The following is a 19,888-nucleotide window of genomic DNA, read 5'->3' as shown; positions in this document are numbered from 1 at the left end:
CCATCCAGGATCCGGAGCACCTTTTTCGTGACTGAGCAGTCCCGCGGGCCGCGCAAGCCCGGCAAGCCCTACCGCCGCCCCCAGAAGGACCCGGTCCGCATGCTCGCCTTCGAGGCACTGCGGGCCGTGGACGAGCGCGACGCGTACGCCAACCTCGTGCTGCCGCCGCTGCTGCGGAAGGCGCGCGAGAAGGAGGGACCGGAAAAGTTCGACGGGCGGGACGCGGCGCTGGCCACCGAGCTGGTGTACGGGACGCTGCGCCGGCAAGGGACGTACGACGCCGTCATCGCGGCCTGTGTGGACCGGCCGCTGCGAGAAGTCGACCCGCCCGTGCTCGATGTGCTCAGCCTCGGCGTGCACCAGCTGCTCGGGACGCGCATCCCGACGCATGCCGCCGTGTCCGCCTCCGTCGAACTCGCCCGCGTCGTACTCGGCGACGGGCGCGCCAAGTTCGTCAACGCCGTGCTGCGCAAGGTCGCCCGGCAGGATCTCGACGCCTGGCTGGAGCAGGTCGCGCCGCCCTACGACGAGGACCCCGAGGACCACCTCGCCGTCGTGCACTCGCACCCGCGCTGGGTCGTCTCGGCGCTGTGGGACGCGCTGGGCGGCGGCCGTGCCGGGATCGAGGACCTGCTGGAGGCCGACAACGAGCGGCCCGAGGTGACGCTCGTGGCGCGGCCCGGGCGTTCCACCGCCGACGAACTCCTCGGCGCCCTCGGGGAGGAGTCCGCGCTGCCGGGACGCTGGTCGCCGTACGCCGTGCGGCTCAGCGAGGGCGGCGAGCCCGGTGCCATCGACGCCGTACGGGAGGGGCGGGCGGGCGTCCAGGACGAGGGCAGCCAGCTGGTGGCGCTCGCTCTCGCGAACGCGCCGCTCGACGGCCCCGACAAGGCGTGGCTGGACGGCTGCGCGGGCCCCGGCGGCAAGGCCGCCATGCTCGCCGGACTGGCCGCCGAGCGCGGCGCCGCGCTGCTCGCCGCGGAGAAGCAGCCGCACCGGGCGGGCCTGGTGGCCAAGGCGCTCGCGGGTAATCCCGGCCCCTACCAGGTCATCGCCGCCGACGGCACCCGTCCGCCGTGGCTGCCCGGCACCTTCGACCGGGTGCTCATGGACGTGCCCTGCACGGGTCTTGGCGCCCTGCGCCGCCGTCCCGAGGCCCGCTGGCGGCGCCGTCCCGAGGACCTGGACGGCTTCGCGCCCCTCCAGCGCGGGCTGTTGCGCACGGCGCTGGACTCCGTACGGGTCGGCGGCGTCGTCGGGTACGCGACCTGCTCGCCGCACCTCGCCGAGACCCGCGCGGTCGTGAACGACGTCCTCAAGCACTACGACACGGGCTCCGCCGAACTCCTCGACGCCCGCCCGCTCCTGCCCGGCGTCCCGGCGCTGGGCGACGGCCCCGACGTACAGCTGTGGCCGCATCTGCACGGTACGGACGCCATGTATCTGGCGCTGATCCGCCGGACGGCGTGACCTCTCCCAGCGCCGAGAACAGTCCGAAGGCGTACCCTTTCTCGTATTCGGAGAAAAGGCCGGAGCGGAGTAGGACGAGGCGTGGTAAACCCCGTCCGAGCGCAATAATGAGAGTCATCGCCTGATCCTCCGAGTTCACCATTCTCGTATTTGAGGGCGTGAATGATGGCAGCGCGTGTGGATCCCGATCGTTCCGAGTGGGACGTCATCGTCCTGGGCGGCGCCGCGGCCGGGGAGAACGCGGCTCAGTACGCCACGCAGTTCTCCGGTCTGGAGGCGGTGCTGGTCGAGGCGGAGTTGCTGGGCGGCGAGTGCTCGTACTGGGCCTGCATGCCCAGCAAGGCCCTGTTGCGCCCGGCCGAGGTGCTGGACGGCGGACGGCATGTGCCGGGTGTGTCCTCGCTGTTGACCGGGCGCGAGCTGGACGTGCGGGCGGTACTGGCCCGCCGGGACACCGTCGTGAACGGCCTCGACGACTCCTCGCAGATCAACTGGGCGCTCGGCGTCGGCATCGATGTCGTGCGCGGGTACGGGCGGCTCGCCGGGGAGCGCGCGGTGGCGGTGGAGACGGCGGCCGGCGGCACCCGTGTGCTGACCGCACGGCACGCGGTGGTGATCGACACGGGCTCCTGCACCACCGTGCCGACGATTCCCGGCATGAGCGAGGCACGGCCGTGGACGTCCCGCGACGTCACCAATCTGCGCGAGGTGCCACGCCGGGTCGTGGTGCTGGGCGGTGGGGTGGTCGCGTGCGAGGCGGCCACCTGGCTGAAGCCGCTGGGCGTCGAGGAGTTGAGCGTCGTGTACCGGCGCACCGGCCTGCTGGCCCGGGCGGAACCCTTCGCCGGGCGCATGGTGGCCGACCGGTTGACGGACGCGGGGGTGCGGCTGCTTCCCGGCAGATCCGTCACCGAGGTGCGGCGCGACGACCCCCGTGACACGGGAGTCGGGCTGGCGCACGGCGGCGAGGTCACCGTCCGGCTGGACGACGGGAGCACGCTCGTCGCCGACGAACTGGTGCTCGCCACCGGACGTACGCCGAACACCCAGGACATCGGCCTGTCGTCGGTGGGACGCCCCGACGGCGGCTTTCTGGAGGTCGACGACGAGCAGGCCGTACGGGCGGTGGACGGGCACTGGCTGTACGCGGTCGGTGATGTCTGCGGGCGCGCGCTGCTGACCCACATGGGCAAGTACCAGGCGCGGATCGCCGGTGAGGTGATCGCCGCCCGTGCCACGGACGGGCGGGTGGACGGAGCGGGGAGCGGTGTGCCGGGCTCCGCCGACGGACATCGGGGCAACCCGCAGGTGACGTTCACCGACCCGGAGGTCGGATCGGCCGGCATGACCGAGCGGGCGGCGCGCGCGGCGGGACTCGACGTGGCGACGGTCGAGTACGACATGGCCGCGCTGGCCGGCACCTATGTGCAGCGTGAGGACTACTTCGGGCGCGCCAAACTGGTCGTCGACCGGGGTACCGACACGGTGGTGGGCGCGACGTTCGTCGGTTCGGGCGTCGCGGAACTCGTCCACTCCGCCACGACGGCCATCGTCGCGAGAGTGCCGCTTCCCGTGCTGTGGCATGTCGTGCCCAGTTACCCCACCGCGAGTGAGGTGTGGCTCCGCCTGCTGGAGGCGTACCGCGCGGAAAAGCGGCATGTCGGGTAGCGTGAAATTCCCGTCATGCATTTCAGCCGATCAGGGATCCCGCACGTAACTCGATCGAAAGAAATATGCCCTGCCTTTCATTTCCACGAAGGATGACACGGAAATCTATTACAAGGACTGGGGTACGGGGCAGCCGGTCGTGTTCAGCCATGGCTGGCCGCTGAACGCCGACGCCTGGGACCCCCAGGTCCGCATGATGGCCGAAAACGGCTTTCTCGTACGACTGCGTCAAGGCGTTCTCCGAGACCGACCTCACCGAGGACCTGAAGCGGTTCGACATCCCCACCCTGATCGCACACGGCGACGACGACCAGATCGTGCCCATCGTCGCGGCCGCGGAGAAGTCCTCGAAAATCGTCAAGGACGCCACGCTGAAGGTGTACCAGGGTGCCCCGCACGGCCTGTCGATGGTCGCCCCGTTCAAGGACGTCTTCGACGCCGACCTGCCGGCCTTCGCCCGCGGCTGAAGAACCGGCGGCACCCGGACCGCGCGGGGCGCGACACCCGCGCAACGGTCCCGGTGCCGCTTTGGTGCCGTTTTGGTGTCGCCCCGGTGCGGCTCGGGCACGGCGCATGTATGGCGCATGTATGGCACAGGTATGCCGCCGGTATGTCTCAGGTACGGTCCAGGAGCCGGACCGAGGAGAGCAACCGGCCCGGGGCATGGCAGGCTTGGGGCATGGCCGTGCAGATCAACCCCAGCATTCTGTCCGCGGACTTCGCCCGTCTTGCCGAAGAGGCACAGGCGGTGGAGGGCGCGGACTGGCTCCATGTCGACGTCATGGACAACCATTTCGTCCCGAACCTCACGCTCGGTGTGCCGGTAGTGGAGTCCCTGGCCCGTGCGACGGACACGCCGCTGGACTGCCATCTGATGATCGCGGACCCCGATCGGTGGGCACCCCAGTACGTGGAAGCGGGTGCCGGCTCCGTCACCTTCCACGTCGAGGCGGCCGCCGCGCCGGTTCGGCTCGCCCGCGAGATCCGGGCCAAGGGCGCCCGCGCCTCCATGGCGCTCAAGCCCGCGACCCCCATCGAGCCGTACGAGGACCTGCTCCCCGAGCTCGACATGCTGCTGATCATGACGGTCGAGCCCGGTTTCGGTGGCCAGGCGTTCCTGGACATCATGCTGCCGAAGATCCGCCGCACCCGTGAGCTGATCAGCAAGCACGGCCTCGAGCTCTGGCTTCAGGTCGACGGCGGTGTGTCCGCGTCCACCATCGAGCGGTGCGCGGAGGCGGGCGCGGACGTCTTCGTCGCCGGTTCGGCCGTGTACGGGGCCGCTGATCCGGCCCAGGCGGTACGTGCATTGCGCACCCAGGCTCAGGGCGCGACGGCCCCTGCGGCGTGGGCGTGCGACCACTGACCAAAGGGAACGTGAACGCCGCCCATCAGGGCTGATCGAGTACGCCGGATCTGCAAGGATGAACGGCGAATCCAGAGTGTGAACAGCAGTGAGGAGATCGCCGTGTCGGGTATGTCGGCGGGCCGGTCAGCCATGCGGATGGGACCCGCTGAGCTGGTGCAGGCGGCGGCCATGGCCCGCCGCTTCTACCTCGAGGGGAAGTCCAAGATCCAGATCGCCGAGGAGTTCGGCGTCAGCCGCTTCAAGGTGGCCCGGGTCCTGGAGACCGCCCTCGAACGGGATCTCGTGCGGATCGAGATCCGGGTGCCCGCCGAGCTGGACGCGGAGCGCTCCGACGCGCTGCGCGCCCGCTACGGCCTGCGGCACGCCGTCGTGGTCGAGTCCCCGGCGGATGCCGAGGAGTCGCCCGACCCCGAGAACCTCGGTGAAGTCGCCGCCGACCTGCTCGGTGAGCTGGTCAACGAGGGCGATGTGCTGGGCCTGGCCTGGGGCCGCTCCACCATCCACATGGCGGCGGCGCTCGACCGGCTCCCGCCGTGCACGGTGGTGCAGCTGACGGGCGTGTACGACGCCGGGACCGCGGAACGCGGGTCGGTGGAGGCGGTACGCCGCGCCGCGCAGGTGTCGGGCGGCGACGCCCACCCCATCTACGCGCCGATGCTGCTGCCCGACGCGGCCACCGCGGCCGCGCTGCGCAGCCAGACCGGGATCGCCCGTGCCTTCGAGTACTTCGACAAGGTCACGGTCGCCTGCGTGTCGATCGGCTCCTGGGAGCCCGGCATCTCGACGGTGCACGACATGCTCACCGAGGAGGAGCGCGCCCACTACGCCACCCTCGGTGTCGCCGCCGAGATGTCCGCGCACCTCTTCGACGCGGAGGGGCGGCGGGTCGGCCGTGACCTGGGCGAGCGGTGCATCACCGTCGAGGCCGACCGGCTGCGACGCATTCCCGAGGTCGTGGCGATCGCGGGCGGACAGCGCAAGGCCGCCGCCATCGACGCGGTGCTGCGGTCCGGGCTCGTCACCAGCCTGGTGACGGACACGTCCGCCGCGGACTACCTGATGACAGCGGGCACGACTCCCCGACCCGCCCTGAACCGGGCGGATCCGGACGGTCCGTGACCCGTCAGGAGGCGCTTCGGGGTATCGGCGCGCCGCGCGGAGGGGGGCGTGGCAGCATCGGCGGCATGGTGGTGGTGCGGTGGGTGCCCCGGGCGCTCGTGGGGCTGTTTCTGTGTCTCGGCGTGCTCCTGACGGGCTGCTCGTCGACGGAGTCGGCCGGTACGGGTGCGGTGACGGGCGCCCCGTCGGCGGCCCGTTCAGCGGTTCCCACCTGGGCCCACGGGATGGGGACGGTCGACGCGACCCGGCTTCCCGCCGAGGCCCGCACGACGCTCGCCCTCATCGACAAGGGCGGCCCCTTCCCGTACGCCAGGGACGGCATCGTCTTCGGGAACTTCGAGGGCATGCTGCCCAAGCACCCGCGCGGCTATTACCACGAGTACACGGTCAAAACCCCCGGCGCACACGATCGGGGAGCCCGTCGCATTGTCACCGGGCAGGGCGGTGAGATCTACTACACCGGTGATCACTACAAGTCGTTCAGGGCGGTGCTGAGATGACGGACGGCCCGTTGGCGGAGGTGTTCCGGGCGGCGCGCGCGGTCGGATGGCAGGTCAGCGTCCTCGACCTCACCGGAGTCTCGGACAAGGCGGCCTTCATGGAACGCTGCGTCCGCGCCCTCGACCTGCCCGAATGGTTCGGCCGGAACTGGGACGCCCTCGCGGACTGCCTGGGCGACCCCGACTGGGGGCCCGCCAGCCCGGGCCGTGTCATCCTGGTGAGCGGCTGGCGGCACTACGCCAAGGCCCGCCCCGACGAGTGGGAGATCGCCCAGGAGGTGCTGGAATCGGCCACCGGGCGCTACGAGGAGCACGACGCCGTGCTGTCGGTGGTCCTCTCGCTTGGAGGATCCGACCAACTGCCCCCTGACCAGCCTGGATGATCTGTCCGGGCATCACATACAGGTCGCCATGGGACAATGAAGTACGTGCTCTTCCCCCTGGCTGACCTGTCCGGGGGCCACCTCTGATCGACTGGGATGTGCAGCACGTGCGTTTCCTCAACGACATCCAGCCTCCGTACGACCTGACGTACGACGACGTCTTCATGGTGCCCAGCCGCTCCGCGGTCGGCTCCCGGCAGGGCGTGGACCTCAGTGCCCCGGACGGCACCGGTACCACGATCCCCCTGGTCGTCGCCAACATGACCGCGATCGCGGGCCGCCGGATGGCCGAGACCGTCGCCCGCCGCGGTGGTCTCGTGGTCATCCCGCAGGACATTCCGATCGAGGTCGTCACCGAGGTCGTCTCCTGGGTCAAGGGACGCCACCTGGTGCTCGACACCCCCATCGTCCTGGCCCCCCACCAGACCGTCGCCGACGCGCTGGCGCTGCTGCCCAAGCGCGCCCACAACGCGGGCGTCGTGGTCGACGAGGACGGCCGTCCGATCGGCGTGGTCACCGACGCCGACCTCACCGGCGTGGACCGGTTCACGCAGCTGGCCGAGGTCATGTCCCGGGACCTGCTGCTCCTGGACGCCGACATCGAGCCGCGCGAGGCGTTCAACAAGCTGGACGGCGCCAACCGCCGCTACGCCCCGGCCGTGGACGCCGAGGGCAAGCTCGCCGGCATCCTCACCCGCAAGGGCGCCCTGCGCGCCACGCTCTACACCCCGGCCACCGACGCCGCCGGCAAGCTGCGCATCGCGGCCGCCGTGGGCATCAACGGCGATGCCGCGGGCAAGGCCAAGCAGCTCCTCGACGCGGGCGTCGACACGCTCGTCATCGACACCGCGCACGGCCACCAGGAGTCGATGATCAGCGCGATCAGGACCGTGCGCGCGCTCGACCCGCAGGTCCCGATCGTCGCGGGCAACATCGTCGCCGCCGAGGGCGTCAAGGACCTCATCGACGCCGGCGCGGACATCATCAAGGTCGGCGTCGGCCCCGGCGCCATGTGCACCACCCGCATGATGACCGGCGTCGGCCGGCCGCAGTTCTCGGCCGTCCTCGAGTGCGCCGCCGAGGCGAAGAAGTACGGCAAACACGTGTGGGCCGACGGCGGCGTCCGTCACCCGCGCGACGTGGCCATGGCGCTGGCCGCGGGCGCGTCCAACGTGATGGTCGGTTCCTGGTTCGCGGGGACGTACGAGTCCCCGGGCGACCTCCAGCAGGACGCCGACGGACGCCTGTACAAGGAGTCGTTCGGCATGGCGTCCGCGCGCGCGGTCCGCAACCGTACGAGCGAGGAGTCGGCGTACGACCGCGCCCGCAAGGCACTCTTCGAGGAGGGCATCTCCACCTCGCGGATGTTCCTCGACCCGGGCCGCCCGGGCGTCGAGGACCTGATCGACTCGATCATCGCGGGCGTCCGCTCCTCCTGCACCTACGCGGGCGCCAACTCCCTGGAGGAGTTCGCCGAGAACGCGATCGTCGGCATCCAGAGCGCGGCCGGCTATGCGGAGGGCAAGCCCCTGCACGCCAGCTGGAGCTGACCCCTTCCACCGTCGTACGGCCCCCGTGGTGCGCCCGCGGGGGCCGTCGGCGTACCTGCCGCGGACTGCCGTGCGGGGGCGTACGCAACCATCGAAAGACCCCGCGCAACGAACACGCGCCGAGGTGCGATGAACGCAATGATCTTGCGGAGATGCGCAAGGTTGCTGCATTACGCCCGTGAAGCCCGGACTCATAGGGTCAAGCGCTGTACATGGCGTGGCGGGGACCCCGCTCGGTGGGTCCCTGCTGCCAGGGGTGCCGCCGGTTCCCGCCGTATCGACCGGCAGCGATGAAGGAGCCACCGCGTGCTCGATCAAGGCGCACCCCCGCAGTCCCGCACAGAGTCCGCCGCACCGTCCCCGGGTATCGGCGCGCGTCTCATGCGCCGCAAGCCCGTGGAACGCCTGGTCGCCGAGGGCGGCCAGGGTGAGGGAGGCTCGCTCAGGCGCTCCCTCGGGCTGTGGCAGCTCACCATGATCAGCATCGGTGCCACCCTGGGCACCGGCATCTTCGTGGTCCTCGGCGAGGCCGTCCCCAAGGCCGGACCCGCGGTCACCCTCTCCTTCGTGATCGCCGGTCTCACGGCGCTGTTCTCGGCCCTGTCGTACGCCGAGCTGGCCGGCACCATCCCGGTCGCCGGCTCCTCGTACTCGTACGCGTACGCAACGATGGGTGAGCTGATCGCCTGGATCTGCGGTTGGTGTCTGGTCCTGGAGTACGGCGTGTCGGTGGCCGCCGTCGCGGTCGGCTGGGGCGAGTACCTCAACGAACTGCTCGCCGGCACGATCGGCGTCACCCTCCCGAACGCGCTCTCCGCACCTCCCGGCGACGGCGGCATCTTCAACCTGCCGGCCCTGATCGTCGTCCTGCTCGCCATGGCCTTCCTGCTCGGCGGCGCCAAGGAGTCCGCACGCGCCAACACGATCATGGTGGCCGTGAAGATCGTCGCGCTGCTGCTGTTCTGCGCGATCGGCATCCAGGGCTTCAAGTCCGGCAACTACGAGCACTTCATGCCGCTCGGCATGGCGGGCGTCAGTGCCGCCGGTGCCACGCTGTTCTTCTCGTACATCGGCTTCGACGCGGCCTCCACCGCGGGTGAGGAGGCCAAGGACCCGCAGCGCGACCTGCCGCGCGCGATCATGCTCTCGCTGGTCATCGTGACGGCCCTGTACGTCGTCGTCGCGGCCGTCGCCGTCGGCGCCAAGCCCTGGCGGAAGTTCAACGACTCGGAGGCCGCGCTCGCCGAGATCATGAAGAACGTCACCGGGCAGACCTTCTGGGGCACGCTGCTCGCCGCCGGTGCCGTCATCGCCATCGCCAGCGTCGTCCTGACCGTGCTCTACGGCCAGACCCGCATCCTCTTCGCCATGTCCCGCGACGGGCTCGTGCCCAAGGTGTTCTCGCGTGTCCACCCGAAGACCGGCGCGCCCCGCGCCAACACCGTGATCGTCTCGCTGTTCTGCGGTGTCCTCGCCGCCGCGATCCCGCTCGGCCAGCTCGCCGACGCCACCAGCATCGGCACCCTCTTCGCCTTCGCGCTGGTCAATGTGGCCGTCGTGGTGCTGCGCCGGACGCGCCCGGAGATGCGGCGCACCTTCCGGGTGCCGTTGTCGCCGGTGCTGCCCGCGATCGGCTTCGCCCTGTGCGTGTGGATGATGGGCAGCCTTTCGGCCGTCACCTGGGTGGTCTTCGGAGTCTGGATGGCCGCCGGGCTCGTGTTCTACTTCAGTTACGGCTACCGCCGCTCCCGTCTCGCGCCCTCAGAAAAGTGAAACACCCGCAGTGCTGAACGATCTCGACGAACGCATCGTGCACGCCCTCGCCGAGGACGCCCGCCGCTCCTACGCCGACATCGGCCACCTGGTCGGCCTGTCCGCGCCCGCCGTGAAGCGCCGGGTGGACCGGCTGCGGGCCACGGGTGCCATCACCGGGTTCACCGTGCGGGTGGATCCGGCGGCGCTGGGGTGGGAGACGGAGGGGTTCGTCGAGATCTACTGCCGCCGGAACACCTCGCCGGAGACCATTCAGCGGGGGCTGGAGCGGTATCAGGAAGTGGTGGCCGCGTCCACCGTCACCGGTGAGGCGGATGCGGTGGTGCAGGTGTTCGCTTCTGACATGCGGCATTTCGAGCGGGTGTTGGAGCGGATCGCTGGGGAGCCGTTCGTTGAGCGGACCAAGTCGGTGCTGGTGTTGTCTCCGTTGCTGCGGCGGTTCTCGTCAGGGTCGCCCACGTGAGGGGGGGTTGGGCGGCGGCTGAGGGTTCGTTGTGGCTGGTCGCGCAGTTCCCCGCGCCCCTGACGGGGCGATGCACCCCGCGCCCTCTGACAAGAACCCTTACTCCGCTGTCTTTCGTGCCAGCGCGTTGTTGCCGATGGAGTTGTGGACGCTGAAGCTCACCGCGTCCGAGCGGTAGCGGTCGTCGGACCATTCCACCGGGCGGCCTTCGCGGGTGGTGGTGACGCGGCGGACCCGCAGGAGGGGGCTGGTGCGGCGGACGCCGAGGAGGTCGGCGTCCTGGGCGCCCGCGGCCACCGCGTCGATGACGTGCTCGCCGTAGGCGAAGACCAGGCCGGTGTCCTCGTAGAGCCGCTGGGTGACCGAGGGGCAGTCGGGCTCGATGGCCTCGACGGCGGGGGAGATCCAGTCCGCGTACACGGTCCGCTCCAGGAGGACCGGCTCGCCGTCCAGACCGCGGACCCGCAGGACGTGCAACACCGGTGTCCTCTCGGGGAGTTGGAGGCGCCCGGCGTCCTCCGTGGTCGCCGGGCGCCTCTCCTGCTCGATGACGTGTCCCGTCGCCTCCCGGCCCATCGCGCGCGCCCACTGGGCGAAGCTGCGCAGTTCGGCGAAGCTCTGGCTGCGGCGGCTGGCGAGGACCACCCGGCGGGCGCCCTGGCGGGAGCCGATGAGGCCCTCGGCGGTCAGGGCCGCGACGGCCTGGCGGACCGTGCCGCGGGCCACGCCGTACTGGGCCGCGAGGTCCGTCTCCGCGGGCAGCAGACTGCCCACCGTGTACTCCTCGCGGTCGATGGCGCGCCGCAGCTCGTCGGCGATCTCCTCGTGTCGCGCCGGCATGCTTCCCCTCTGATTCGACTGCTGTGCACAGCGTGACCAGCCTAATCGAGATCCGAACGTGATCGGCGCGGGCCGGGATTGTGCAGGGAATCAAGGGTCACGGTTTCGCCAAAGTTTACGAACAGGACACCCACGCCGGGCCTACTGGGGCCAACTTGTTCAGACAAGTTCTCCGCACTACCCGAACCTCGTGCGTACTCCTGGAGAGACCGTGACCGTGTTCCTGCCGAGGACCGCCGTCCTCACCGGCGGCCTCGCCGTCGCCGCCGCCCTCGCCCTCAGCGCCTGTGGCGCGGCCCCCGACGACAAGTCGACCACCGCCGACGGCAAGAGCGCGGCCACCGCGACCTCCGCCGCGGACTTCGGCGGCCTCGACGCCCTGGTCAAGGCCGCCAAGAAGGAGGGCACGCTGCACGCGATCGCGCTGCCCCGTGACTGGGCCAACTACGGCGCCCTGATCGACGGCTTCAAGAAGAAGTACGGCATCAAGATCGAGGTGGAGAACCCGGACGGCTCCAGCCAGGACGAGATCAACGCCGTGACGTCGAGGAAGGGGCAGGACCGTGCCCCGGACGTCCTCGACCTGGGCAGCTCGTTCGCGCTCAGCGCCGCCCAGCAGGGGCTGCTCGCGCCGTACAAGGTGACCGCCTTCGCCGACATCCCCGAGGGGCAGAAGGACGCGCAGGGCCGCTGGTTCAACGACTACGGCGGCTACATCTCCATCGGCTGCGACGCCAAGAAGGTCAAGGAGTGCCCGAAGACCTTCAAGGACCTGCTCAAGCCGGAGTACAAGGGCCAGGTCGCCCTCAACGGCAACCCCACCAAGTCCGGTTCGGCCTTCGGTGGTGTCTACGCGGCCTCGCTGGCCAACGGCGGTTCGTTCGACGACATCCAGCCCGGCCTGGACTTCTTCGCCAAGCTGAAGAAGAACGGCAACTACACGCCCGTCGAGTCGACCCCGGCCACCGTCGAGAAGGGCGAGACCCCGATCAGCATCGACTGGGACTACCTGAACGCCGGTTACGCCGACGAGTTCAAGTCCAAGGGCGTCGACTGGACGGTCACGGTCCCCGCGGACGGCAAGTTCTCCCAGTACTACTCCCAGGCCGTCAACAAGGACGCCCCGCACCCGGCGGCCGCCCGCCTGTGGCAGGAGTACCTCTACAGCGCCGAGGGCCAGAACCTCTGGCTCAAGGGCTACGCGCGCCCAGCCCTGATGACCGCCATGCAGACGGCCGGCACCCTCGACAAGACCGCCGCCGCCAAGCTCCCCGCGGTCTCCGGCACGCCGAGCTTCCCGACCGAGGCCCAGCAGGCCAAGGCCAAGACGGTCCTCGCGCAGGGCTGGGGCAAGGCCGTCTCCGGATGACCACCCTCCTCACCGAGGCCGAGGCCGACGTGACGCCCGCCGCCGCCGCTTCCCAGCGGCGGCGGCGCCGCGCCCCCGGCTGGCTCGCCGTGCTCCCGCTGCTCGTCTTCGTCGCGATCGCCTTCGGCATCCCGGCCCTGGCCATGCTGAACGGCGCCTTCACCGTCAAGGACCAGACGACCGGCGCCACCTCGTACACCACGGCCAACCTGACCGACTCGCTCCAGGGCGCCTACCTCACCGCCCTGATCGGCAGCGTCAAGCTGTCCGCGGTCTCCGCGGGCATCGCGACCGTCCTCGGACTGCCGCTCGCCCAGGCCGTGGTGACCTCCCGCTTCCGTGCCCTGCGCGAGGCGGTCCTCACCGCGTCCGGCGTCCTCGCCAACTTCGGCGGTGTGCCGCTGGCCTTCGCGTTCGTCGCCACCCTCGGCAACGCGGGTGTCCTGACCGAGCACCTGGGCCTGAAGGACGAGGGCTGGAACCTCTACAGCTTCTGGGGCCTGGTCATCGTCTACCTGTACTTCCTGATCCCGCTGATGGTCCTCACCATCACGCCCGCCCTGGACGGTCTGCGCTCCCAGTGGCGCGAGGCCGCACAGAACAACGGCGCCACCGGAATCCAGTACTGGCGGCACATCGCCCTCCCCGTCCTCACGCCCTCCCTGCTCGGCGGCCTCGTGCTGCTCTTCGGCAGCGCCTTCGCCGCGTACGCCACCGCGGCGGCCATGGTGGGCAGCGCGGTCCCGCTGGTCACCCTGCAGATCGCCGACGCCATCTCCGGCAACGTCCTGGTCGGCCAGGAGAACGTGGCGCTCGCCCTCAGCCTCGACATGGTCCTCATCGCGGGCCTGGTCATGGCCGTGTACCTGCCCCTGCAACGACGGAGCGCGCGATGGCTGGAAGCCTGAACAATCCCGCTCGGGTCCTGAAGCCCGCCCGCGGGGCGAACAAGTCCGTACGGGTGCGTCCCTGGCGCGGGGTCGTCCTCGTCTGCGCCGGGCTCTACTTCCTGGTCCCGCTCGCCGCCTCCGTGGTCTTCACGGTCGACGTGCCGAACCAGGGGATCACCTTCGACGCGTACCGCCAGATCGTCTCCGCCGACGGCTTCGGCTCCAGCCTGCTGCTCTCGCTGGAACTGGCCGCCGCCACCATCGCCGTGGTCCTGCTGCTGATGGTGCCCGCGATGGTCGCGCTGCGGCTCGGTGCCCCGAAGCTGCGGCCCGTGGTGGAGGTGATCTGCTCGCTGCCGCTGGTCGTCCCGCCGATCGCCTTCGTCGCCGGGATCGCCACGGTCCTCAAGTGGGGACCCGAACACCTCTCCCGCACCCCGCTCTTCGAGACGTTCGTGGCACTCCAGAACCCCGACTTCCCCGTAGTGCTCGTCCTCGCGTACGTCGTGATGGCACTGCCGTTCGTGTACCGGGCCCTGGACGCCGGGCTGCGCGCCGTCGACGTACGCACCCTCGTCGAGGCCGCGCGCAGCTGCGGGGCGAACTGGCCGCAGGCGCTGGTACGGGTCGTGCTGCCCAATCTGCGCGGAGCGCTGCTCAACGCCTCCTTCCTCACGCTGGCCCTGGTGCTCGGCGAGTTCACCGTCGCCCAGCTGCTCGGCTTCCAGCCCTTCGCCGTGTGGATCTACAGCGTCGGCGGCTCGCAGGCCCAGCTCTCCGTCGCCGTCTCCGTGCTCAGCCTGCTCGTCACCTGGGCCCTGCTCCTCTCGCTCGCCGGGCTCGGCGGGCGCTCCCGTTCCGCTTCCGCATCCCGGGGATGAACCATGACCGTCACCACGCTTGAGAAGGCCGCCGACGCCAAGGCCGCCACCGTTGAATTCCGAGGCCTGCGAAGGGAGTTCGGCCCGACCGTCGCCCTCGACGGCCTCGACCTGACCGCCCGTCCCGGTGAACTCCTCGCCCTGCTCGGCCCCTCCGGCTGCGGCAAGACCACCGCGCTGCGCATGCTCGCCGGGTTCGAACACCCCGACTCCGGCGAGGTGCTGGTCGACGGCGAGGACGTCACCCGGGTCCCGGCCCACCGCCGCGACGCGGGGATGGTCTTCCAGTCCTACAGTCTCTTCCCGCACCTCAGCGCCCTCGACAACGTGGCCTTCGGGCTGCGGATGCGCAAGGTGCGAACCGTCGAACGGCGTTCCCGCGCGGCCGAGTTGCTCGACCTCGTGGGACTCGCCGACAAGGGCGAGCGGTTCCCGCACCAGCTCTCCGGCGGCCAGCAGCAGCGCATCGCGCTGGCCCGCGCGCTCGCCCTGCGTCCGCGCGTGCTGCTGCTCGACGAGCCCCTCTCCGCCCTGGACGCCAAGGTGCGACTCACCCTGCGCGAGGAGATCCGCCGGCTTCAGCAGGAACTCGGCATCACCACGCTGTTCGTGACGCACGATCAGGAAGAGGCGTTGTCCATGGCGGACCGCGTCGCCGTGATGCGGGCCGGGCGGCTCGAACAGTGCGCCGCGCCCGCCGAGCTGTACGGGCGCCCCGCGACCGCCTTCGTCGCCGAGTTCGTCGGCACGATGAGCCGGATTCCGGGGCGGCTGGACTCCGGCGTGGCCGAGGTGCTCGGACAGCGGCTGCCGGTCGACGGGGACGCGCCCGCCGCGACCGAGATCGACGTGCTCGTACGGCCCGAGGCGGTGCGGGTACGGGCCGACGAGGCCGGGACCGCGCGCGTTGTCGCCACCGCCTTCCTCGGCGCCGCCACCCGTGTCACCGTCCGGCTCCCGGACGCCACCGAGGTCAAGGCCGACCTGTCCACCCATGAGGCCGCCGGGCTCGGCTCGGGGGCCGCCGTGACCGTGAGCCTCCCGGAGCGGCCGGTGCTGGTCGCCGAGCGCACGCGGTAGCAGACGCACCCCCCACTGACTTACGCCGAGTGAAAGAGAGCACCGTGACCCTCCGCACCACCTCCCCCCAACTCCCCCTCCAGGCAGTCCTGTTCGACATGGACGGCACGCTCGTGGACACCGAGCGGCTGTGGTGGGAGGCGGTGGAGCAGGTGGCCGACGGGCTCGGACGCCGGCTGACCGGGGCCGACCAGCCGGAGGTGCTCGGCAGGCCCGTCGAGTACACCGCCGCCTGGCTGGGCGGGATCACGGGCGCCGAGGTGGGGGAGATCGCCACCGAGCTGCACCGGGAGTTCGCGTACCGGGTCCGCACCGGCATCGTGCCCCGCCCGGGCGCGTTGCGGCTCCTCGGCGAACTCGTCCGCGAGGGTGTCCCCACCGCCCTCGTGACCGCGTCGCCTCGCGCGGTCGCCGACACCGTCCTCGCGGCCCTCGGCGCCGAACACTTCGCGGTCTCCGTCACGGCCGACGACACCGAACGCACCAAGCCCGCCCCCGACCCCTACCTCGCCGCCTGCCGCGCCCTCGGCGTCGATCCCGCCGCGTGTGTGGCCGTGGAGGACACCGAGACGGGTGTGGCGTCCGCCGAGGCGGCGGGGTGCGCCGTGCTCGCCGTGCCCTCGCTCGCGCCGATCGACTCCGTACCCGGACGCACCGTCCTGACCAGCCTGGAGGAGGTGACCCCGGCCCGGCTGCGCGCCATGGTCGCGCCCCGCGAGCTGCGGGTGATGAGCTGGAACCTCTGGTACGGCGGGACGAAGGTCGACGACCACCGCGAGAAGCAGCTCAAGGTCATCGCCGAGACGGGCGCGGACGTGGTCGGCCTCCAGGAGACGTACGGCACCTCGGCACAGGAACTCGCCGAGGCCCTCGGCTGGCACCACCACCGGGCCGGCGAGAACCTCGGCGTCATCAGCCGCTACCCGATCATCGCCCGCCACGGCGACCCGGACGTCGGCTTCTACGGCGGCACCGGAGTGCGCGTCCGGCTGGACGGCGGCCAGGAGGTGGACGTCTGGAGCGCCCACCTCGACTACACGCCGTACGGCCCCTACGAGGCCCGCTTCGACGGGCTCCCGGCGGCCGAGCTGATCGCCCACGAGGGCGTCCGGCTGGAGCAGATGCGGGAGATCCTGCGACGGATCGCCGAGTCCGCCGCCGAGGCCGTCCCCGTGGTCCTGGTCGGTGACTTCAACGCGCCCTCGCACCTGGACTGGCCGGACGTCGAATGGCCCGTGACCAGGGCCGCCGAGGAGGCGGGCCTGAGCGACTCCTACCGCGAGGCCCATCCCGACCCCGTGCGGGAGCCCGGACACACCTGGTCGCCGGTTCACGTGGAGCACGAGGACGGCAGCGGGCGGCCCGAGCCGCAGGACCGGATCGACTTCGTGCTGCACCGGGGGCTGACGGTGCTCGACTCCCGGGCGCTGGTCACCGGCACCCCGCGTCCCTGGCCCGAGGTCGCGGGCAACGACTGGCCCTCGGACCACGCCGCGGTCGTCACCACCTTCGCCGTCTGAACCGAGCGGCGGTCCAGGAAACCATTGCGGTGCGGGCGCGCCATCACGTAGGTTGATCCGCGCCCGCTACCAGCGAGTAACACCGATGGGTAACCAACCGTCGCCCGGCCACCCGACCGTCCTGCCGTCCTGGGGAGTCCATGCGCTGGCCCTTCGGCCGTCCCACCACGGTCCGTACGCGCATCGTGGCGCTCGCGGTCGCACCGGTGGTCGCCCTCATGGTGCTGTGGAGCTTCGCCATGGTGTCCGTCACCGGCGAACTGCGCGCGCTCGTCCGGGTCCAGGGGGTGTACGACGACTTCGGGACACCCGTCGACACGGCGGTCGGCCAGATCCAGATCGAACGGCGGCTCGCGGCCGCCTACCTGGGCGCGGACCACGGCACGGCGGCGGCCCTCGACCTGATGGAACAACAGCGCCGCACCGACCGCGCCGTGACCGCCCTGCGGACGGCGATCCGGGACGGCGACCGCGGGCGGCTCTCCGCCGGGCAGCGGCAGGTGCTCGACGCCGTGCTGCGCTCCTTCGACGGGCTGGAGGGGCTGCGGGAGCGGGTGCTGTCCCGCGCCATCAGCTGGGACCGGGCGGTCACCGAGTACGGCGCCCTCGTGGAGCCGGGCTTCGACGTCCAGTCCGCCCTCACCGCGCTGCAGGCCGGACAGCTCGCACGCGAGGCCCAGGTCGTCATCGAGCTGGTGCGGGTGAGGGAGTTCGTCTCGCGGGAGGACGCCCTCGTCGCCGGGGCGCGAGCCGCCGGATCGCTCACCGACGGCCAGTACGGCACGCTCACCGCGACGATCGAGGACCGCCGGGTCTTCGAGCGGACGTATGTGCCCGACCTCCCCGCCGACTCGCGCGCCCTCTTCGAGGAGTTCCAGCGCGGCTCCCTGTACCGGGAGCTGACCCGGGGTGAGGACGCCCTGCTGCGGGCGGGCGCACGGGGTGCGGGGGAGGCCGTCGCGGTCGGCTCCTGGCGCACCACCACCGACCGGGCCGTCAAGCGGTACATGCAGCTGTGCACGCGGTCGGCCGTCAACTCCGCCGAACGAGGGCGGGCCTTCGCCTACCGGGAGCTGGCCAAGGCGGCGATCGTCGGTGTACTCGGACTCGCCGCCGTGGGACTGTCCCTGTGGTTCGCCGTGCGCGGCGCCCGGCGCATCTCGCGCCGCCTGGAGACCCTCCGGGACGCCGCCGACCTCCTCAGCACGCGCCAGCTGCCCGACGTCATGCGGCGGCTCGGCGCGGGCGAGGACGTGGACGCCGCCACCGAGGCACCGCCCCTGGCCGACGGGGAGGCGGGAGTCGACGAGATCGGCCAGGTCGGCCGGTCCTTCAACACCGCCCGCCTCGCGGCCGTCGAGGCCGCCGTCAAGCAGGCCACCCTGCGCCGAGGGCTGTTCGCGGTGCTCCTCAACATCGCCCGCCGCAATCAGGCGCTCGTCCACCGCCAGCTCAAACTGGTCGACACGCTGGAGCGGCGCACCGACGACCCGGACGTCCTGGACGATCTGTTCCGGATCGATCACCTCACCACCCGGATGCGGCGCCACGCGGAGAGCCTGATCATCCTCTCCGGCGCGGCGCCCGGCCGCAGATGGCGCAGGCCCGTACCGGTCGCCCGCGTGGTGGCTTCCGCGGTGGGCGAGATCGAGGAGTACGCGCGCGTCGTGGTCCCGCCGATGCCGGAGGTGGGCGTGGCGGCGGACGCCGTCGCCGATGTCGTCCATCTGATCGCCGAACTCGTCGAGAACGCCACGGTGTTCTCACCGCCCCACACCCAGGTCACCCTGCGTACCGGGCGGGCCGGGGGCGGGTTCGTCCTGGAGATCGACGACCGGGGCCTCGGTCTCGAACCCGAACAGATCGAGGAGGCCCAGCGCACCCTCACCACGCCGGACGACTTCGATCCGACCCGGCACGACCGGCTCGGGTTGTACGTGGTGGGGCGGCTCGCCGCACGACACGGCATCGAGGTCACGCTGTGCCGGTCGCCGTACGGCGGCACGACGGCGGTGGTGCTGCTGCCGGAGGCGGTCCTCGCGCCGGTCGACCCCGAGCGGCCGGAGCCGGCGGCGGACACGGAATCGCGGGCACTGCCGTCGCGCACCTCCCGGACCTCCGGGACGTCCCGGACCTCCGAGAGCTCCCGGAAGGGCACCGCGGTCCTTGAGAAAAAGCGGGAGGCACCCGACCGTCACACGGACCGTGCAGAGGAACAGCCGGAGGCACCTCAGCGGCACGCGGACCGTGTGGAGAAACCGCGGGAGGCACCTCTCCGGCACGCGGACCGTACGCCGGAGACTGCTCCCGCCACGAGCCCGCCCGCGCTGCCCACCCGAGTCCGGCAGACCTCCCTCGCCCCCGAACTGCGCACCGACGGCCCGGCCACCGACGAGCCGTCGGAGCGCGAGGTCACCCCCGAGGAGGTCCGCGCGGTCTTCGGCGCCTTCCAGCGCGGCCTCGACCGCGGCCGCAAGGGCCTGCCCACCGGGTCCGGATCCGAGCGGCGAACCGACACCGAGGAAGGGACGGACGCCGACGATGCTCCGTGACCAGACCCCCGAGCACTCCGACCGGACCTCCGAGCCCCGGGGCGCCACCCCCGAACCGCCCGGCACGGACCTCGGCTGGCTGCTCGACGACCTCGTGGCCAGGACCGACCACGTCCGCCAGGCCGTGCTCCTCACCGCCGACGGCCTCCCGCTGAGCTGCTCGGACGGCATGCGCCGACGGGACATCGAGCACCTCGCCGCCGTCTGCTCCGGCTTCCACAGCCTGGCCCGCTCGGCCGGTGAACGCTTCGCCGCGGGGGAGGTGCGCCAGACCATGGTGATGCTCGACGACGCCTACCTCTTCATCACCCCGGCGGGCGACGGCAGCCGGCTGGCCGTCCTGAGCGAGGTGCAGACGGACGTCGGACAGCTCGCCCACGAGATGGCGTTGCTGGTCCGCCGCGTCGGCCGCCACATGGCCGCCGCCGTACGGTCGGCCGCCGACCCCGCGGGCCCCTGAC

Annotated in this window: 17 protein-coding genes and 1 pseudogene; 17 read left to right on the top strand and 1 reads right to left on the bottom strand. The window is 71.5% G+C overall.

The window, feature by feature from the left end; genetic code table 11:
• The first annotated feature begins 27 nt into the window (after nt 1-27).
• The 10 genes and pseudogenes from AAFF41_RS10915 to AAFF41_RS10870 all read left to right on the top strand — a co-directional run bounded on the left by AAFF41_RS10915 (nt 28) and on the right by AAFF41_RS10870 (nt 10,295).
• Nucleotides 28-1,470, top strand: coding sequence for an RsmB/NOP family class I SAM-dependent RNA methyltransferase (locus AAFF41_RS10915; RefSeq protein ID WP_319745151.1), 1,443 nt, complete (start codon nt 28-30; stop codon nt 1,468-1,470).
• A gap of 162 nt (nt 1,471-1,632) precedes the next feature.
• Nucleotides 1,633-3,138: a dihydrolipoyl dehydrogenase family protein gene (locus AAFF41_RS10910; protein ID WP_425526120.1), complete on the top strand. Its 1,506-nt coding sequence runs from the start codon at nt 1,633-1,635 to the stop codon at nt 3,136-3,138.
• A 70-nt stretch (nt 3,139-3,208) separates the two neighbouring features.
• A pseudogene (locus tag AAFF41_RS52170) lies at nt 3,209-3,605 on the top strand (alpha/beta fold hydrolase).
• A 212-nt stretch (nt 3,606-3,817) separates the two neighbouring features.
• Complete coding sequence (rpe, locus tag AAFF41_RS10900) at nt 3,818-4,504, top strand: ribulose-phosphate 3-epimerase (RefSeq protein WP_319745157.1); 687 nt, start codon at nt 3,818-3,820, stop codon at nt 4,502-4,504.
• A gap of 78 nt (nt 4,505-4,582) precedes the next feature.
• The gene (locus AAFF41_RS10895) at nt 4,583-5,626 is read left to right on the top strand and encodes a sugar-binding transcriptional regulator (protein WP_054236820.1); all 1,044 of its coding nucleotides are present in this window, start codon (nt 4,583-4,585) and stop codon (nt 5,624-5,626) included.
• Between the two features lie 68 nt (nt 5,627-5,694).
• Nucleotides 5,695-6,126, top strand: a complete 432-nt coding sequence (locus tag AAFF41_RS10890) for a guanyl-specific ribonuclease (RefSeq protein WP_343326280.1) — start codon at nt 5,695-5,697, stop codon at nt 6,124-6,126.
• A complete protein-coding gene (locus AAFF41_RS10885) occupies nt 6,123-6,509 on the top strand; it encodes a barstar family protein (protein WP_319745161.1) in 387 nt (128 codons plus the stop codon). The genes AAFF41_RS10890 and AAFF41_RS10885 overlap by 4 nt, the downstream gene beginning before the upstream one ends.
• Before the next feature lie 107 nt (nt 6,510-6,616).
• The gene (locus AAFF41_RS10880) at nt 6,617-8,059 is read left to right on the top strand and encodes a GuaB1 family IMP dehydrogenase-related protein (protein ID WP_343326279.1); all 1,443 of its coding nucleotides are present in this window, start codon (nt 6,617-6,619) and stop codon (nt 8,057-8,059) included.
• 306 nt (nt 8,060-8,365) lie between these two features.
• On the top strand, nt 8,366-9,832 hold the full coding sequence (locus AAFF41_RS10875; protein WP_319745163.1) for an amino acid permease: 1,467 nt from the start codon (nt 8,366-8,368) through the stop codon (nt 9,830-9,832).
• A gap of 10 nt (nt 9,833-9,842) precedes the next feature.
• Nucleotides 9,843-10,295: an Lrp/AsnC family transcriptional regulator gene (locus AAFF41_RS10870; protein ID WP_266697673.1), complete on the top strand. Its 453-nt coding sequence runs from the start codon at nt 9,843-9,845 to the stop codon at nt 10,293-10,295.
• Between the two features lie 99 nt (nt 10,296-10,394).
• Here AAFF41_RS10870 and AAFF41_RS10865 read toward each other — a convergent pair whose 3' ends face one another.
• Entirely contained in the window at nt 10,395-11,135 is a 741-nt protein-coding gene (locus AAFF41_RS10865) for a GntR family transcriptional regulator (RefSeq protein WP_343323902.1), read from the bottom strand.
• Nucleotides 11,136-11,346: 211 nt separating this feature from the next.
• Here AAFF41_RS10865 and AAFF41_RS10860 point away from each other — a divergent pair, with 211 nt between their 5' ends.
• The 7 genes from AAFF41_RS10860 (at nt 11,347) to AAFF41_RS10830 (ending at nt 19,887) form a co-directional block, all read left to right on the top strand.
• Nucleotides 11,347-12,504, top strand: coding sequence for an ABC transporter substrate-binding protein (locus AAFF41_RS10860; RefSeq protein ID WP_319745311.1), 1,158 nt, complete (start codon nt 11,347-11,349; stop codon nt 12,502-12,504).
• Complete coding sequence (locus tag AAFF41_RS10855) at nt 12,501-13,412, top strand: ABC transporter permease (protein WP_319745168.1); 912 nt, start codon at nt 12,501-12,503, stop codon at nt 13,410-13,412. Before AAFF41_RS10860 ends, AAFF41_RS10855 begins: the two co-directional genes overlap by 4 nt.
• The gene (locus tag AAFF41_RS10850; RefSeq protein WP_079064921.1) at nt 13,397-14,275 is read left to right on the top strand and encodes an ABC transporter permease; all 879 of its coding nucleotides are present in this window, start codon (nt 13,397-13,399) and stop codon (nt 14,273-14,275) included. Before AAFF41_RS10855 ends, AAFF41_RS10850 begins: the two co-directional genes overlap by 16 nt.
• Nucleotides 14,276-14,278: 3 nt before the next feature.
• Nucleotides 14,279-15,355: an ABC transporter ATP-binding protein gene (locus AAFF41_RS10845; protein ID WP_319745170.1), complete on the top strand. Its 1,077-nt coding sequence runs from the start codon at nt 14,279-14,281 to the stop codon at nt 15,353-15,355.
• A gap of 44 nt (nt 15,356-15,399) precedes the next feature.
• A complete protein-coding gene (locus AAFF41_RS10840) occupies nt 15,400-16,875 on the top strand; it encodes an HAD-IA family hydrolase (protein WP_343323901.1) in 1,476 nt (491 codons plus the stop codon).
• 140 nt (nt 16,876-17,015) lie between these two features.
• On the top strand, nt 17,016-19,427 hold the full coding sequence (locus AAFF41_RS10835; RefSeq protein WP_343323900.1) for a sensor histidine kinase: 2,412 nt from the start codon (nt 17,016-17,018) through the stop codon (nt 19,425-19,427).
• Nucleotides 19,417-19,887: a roadblock/LC7 domain-containing protein gene (locus AAFF41_RS10830; RefSeq protein ID WP_319745176.1), complete on the top strand. Its 471-nt coding sequence runs from the start codon at nt 19,417-19,419 to the stop codon at nt 19,885-19,887. The genes AAFF41_RS10835 and AAFF41_RS10830 overlap by 11 nt, the downstream gene beginning before the upstream one ends.
• Nucleotide 19,888: the final 1 nt, after the last annotated feature.

This window comes from Streptomyces mirabilis (genome assembly GCF_039503195.1).
Lineage (GTDB): Bacteria > Actinomycetota > Actinomycetes > Streptomycetales > Streptomycetaceae > Streptomyces > Streptomyces mirabilis_D.
This window is presented reverse-complemented; position numbering and strand designations above follow the sequence as displayed.

Coding starts and splice junctions, on each gene's coding strand:
- AAFF41_RS10910 (WP_425526120.1), top strand. CDS start 1,633: ATGATGGCAGCGCGTGTGGATCCCGATCGTTCCGAGTGGGACGTCATC.
- rpe (WP_319745157.1), top strand. CDS start 3,818: ATGGCCGTGCAGATCAACCCCAGCATTCTGTCCGCGGACTTCGCCCGT.
- AAFF41_RS10885 (WP_319745161.1), top strand. CDS start 6,123: ATGACGGACGGCCCGTTGGCGGAGGTGTTCCGGGCGGCGCGCGCGGTC.
- AAFF41_RS10865 (WP_343323902.1), bottom strand. CDS start 11,135: ATGCCGGCGCGACACGAGGAGATCGCCGACGAGCTGCGGCGCGCCATC.
- AAFF41_RS10855 (WP_319745168.1), top strand. CDS start 12,501: ATGACCACCCTCCTCACCGAGGCCGAGGCCGACGTGACGCCCGCCGCC.
- AAFF41_RS10850 (WP_079064921.1), top strand. CDS start 13,397: ATGGCTGGAAGCCTGAACAATCCCGCTCGGGTCCTGAAGCCCGCCCGC.
- AAFF41_RS10845 (WP_319745170.1), top strand. CDS start 14,279: ATGACCGTCACCACGCTTGAGAAGGCCGCCGACGCCAAGGCCGCCACC.
- AAFF41_RS10835 (WP_343323900.1), top strand. CDS start 17,016: ATGCGCTGGCCCTTCGGCCGTCCCACCACGGTCCGTACGCGCATCGTG.
- AAFF41_RS10830 (WP_319745176.1), top strand. CDS start 19,417: ATGCTCCGTGACCAGACCCCCGAGCACTCCGACCGGACCTCCGAGCCC.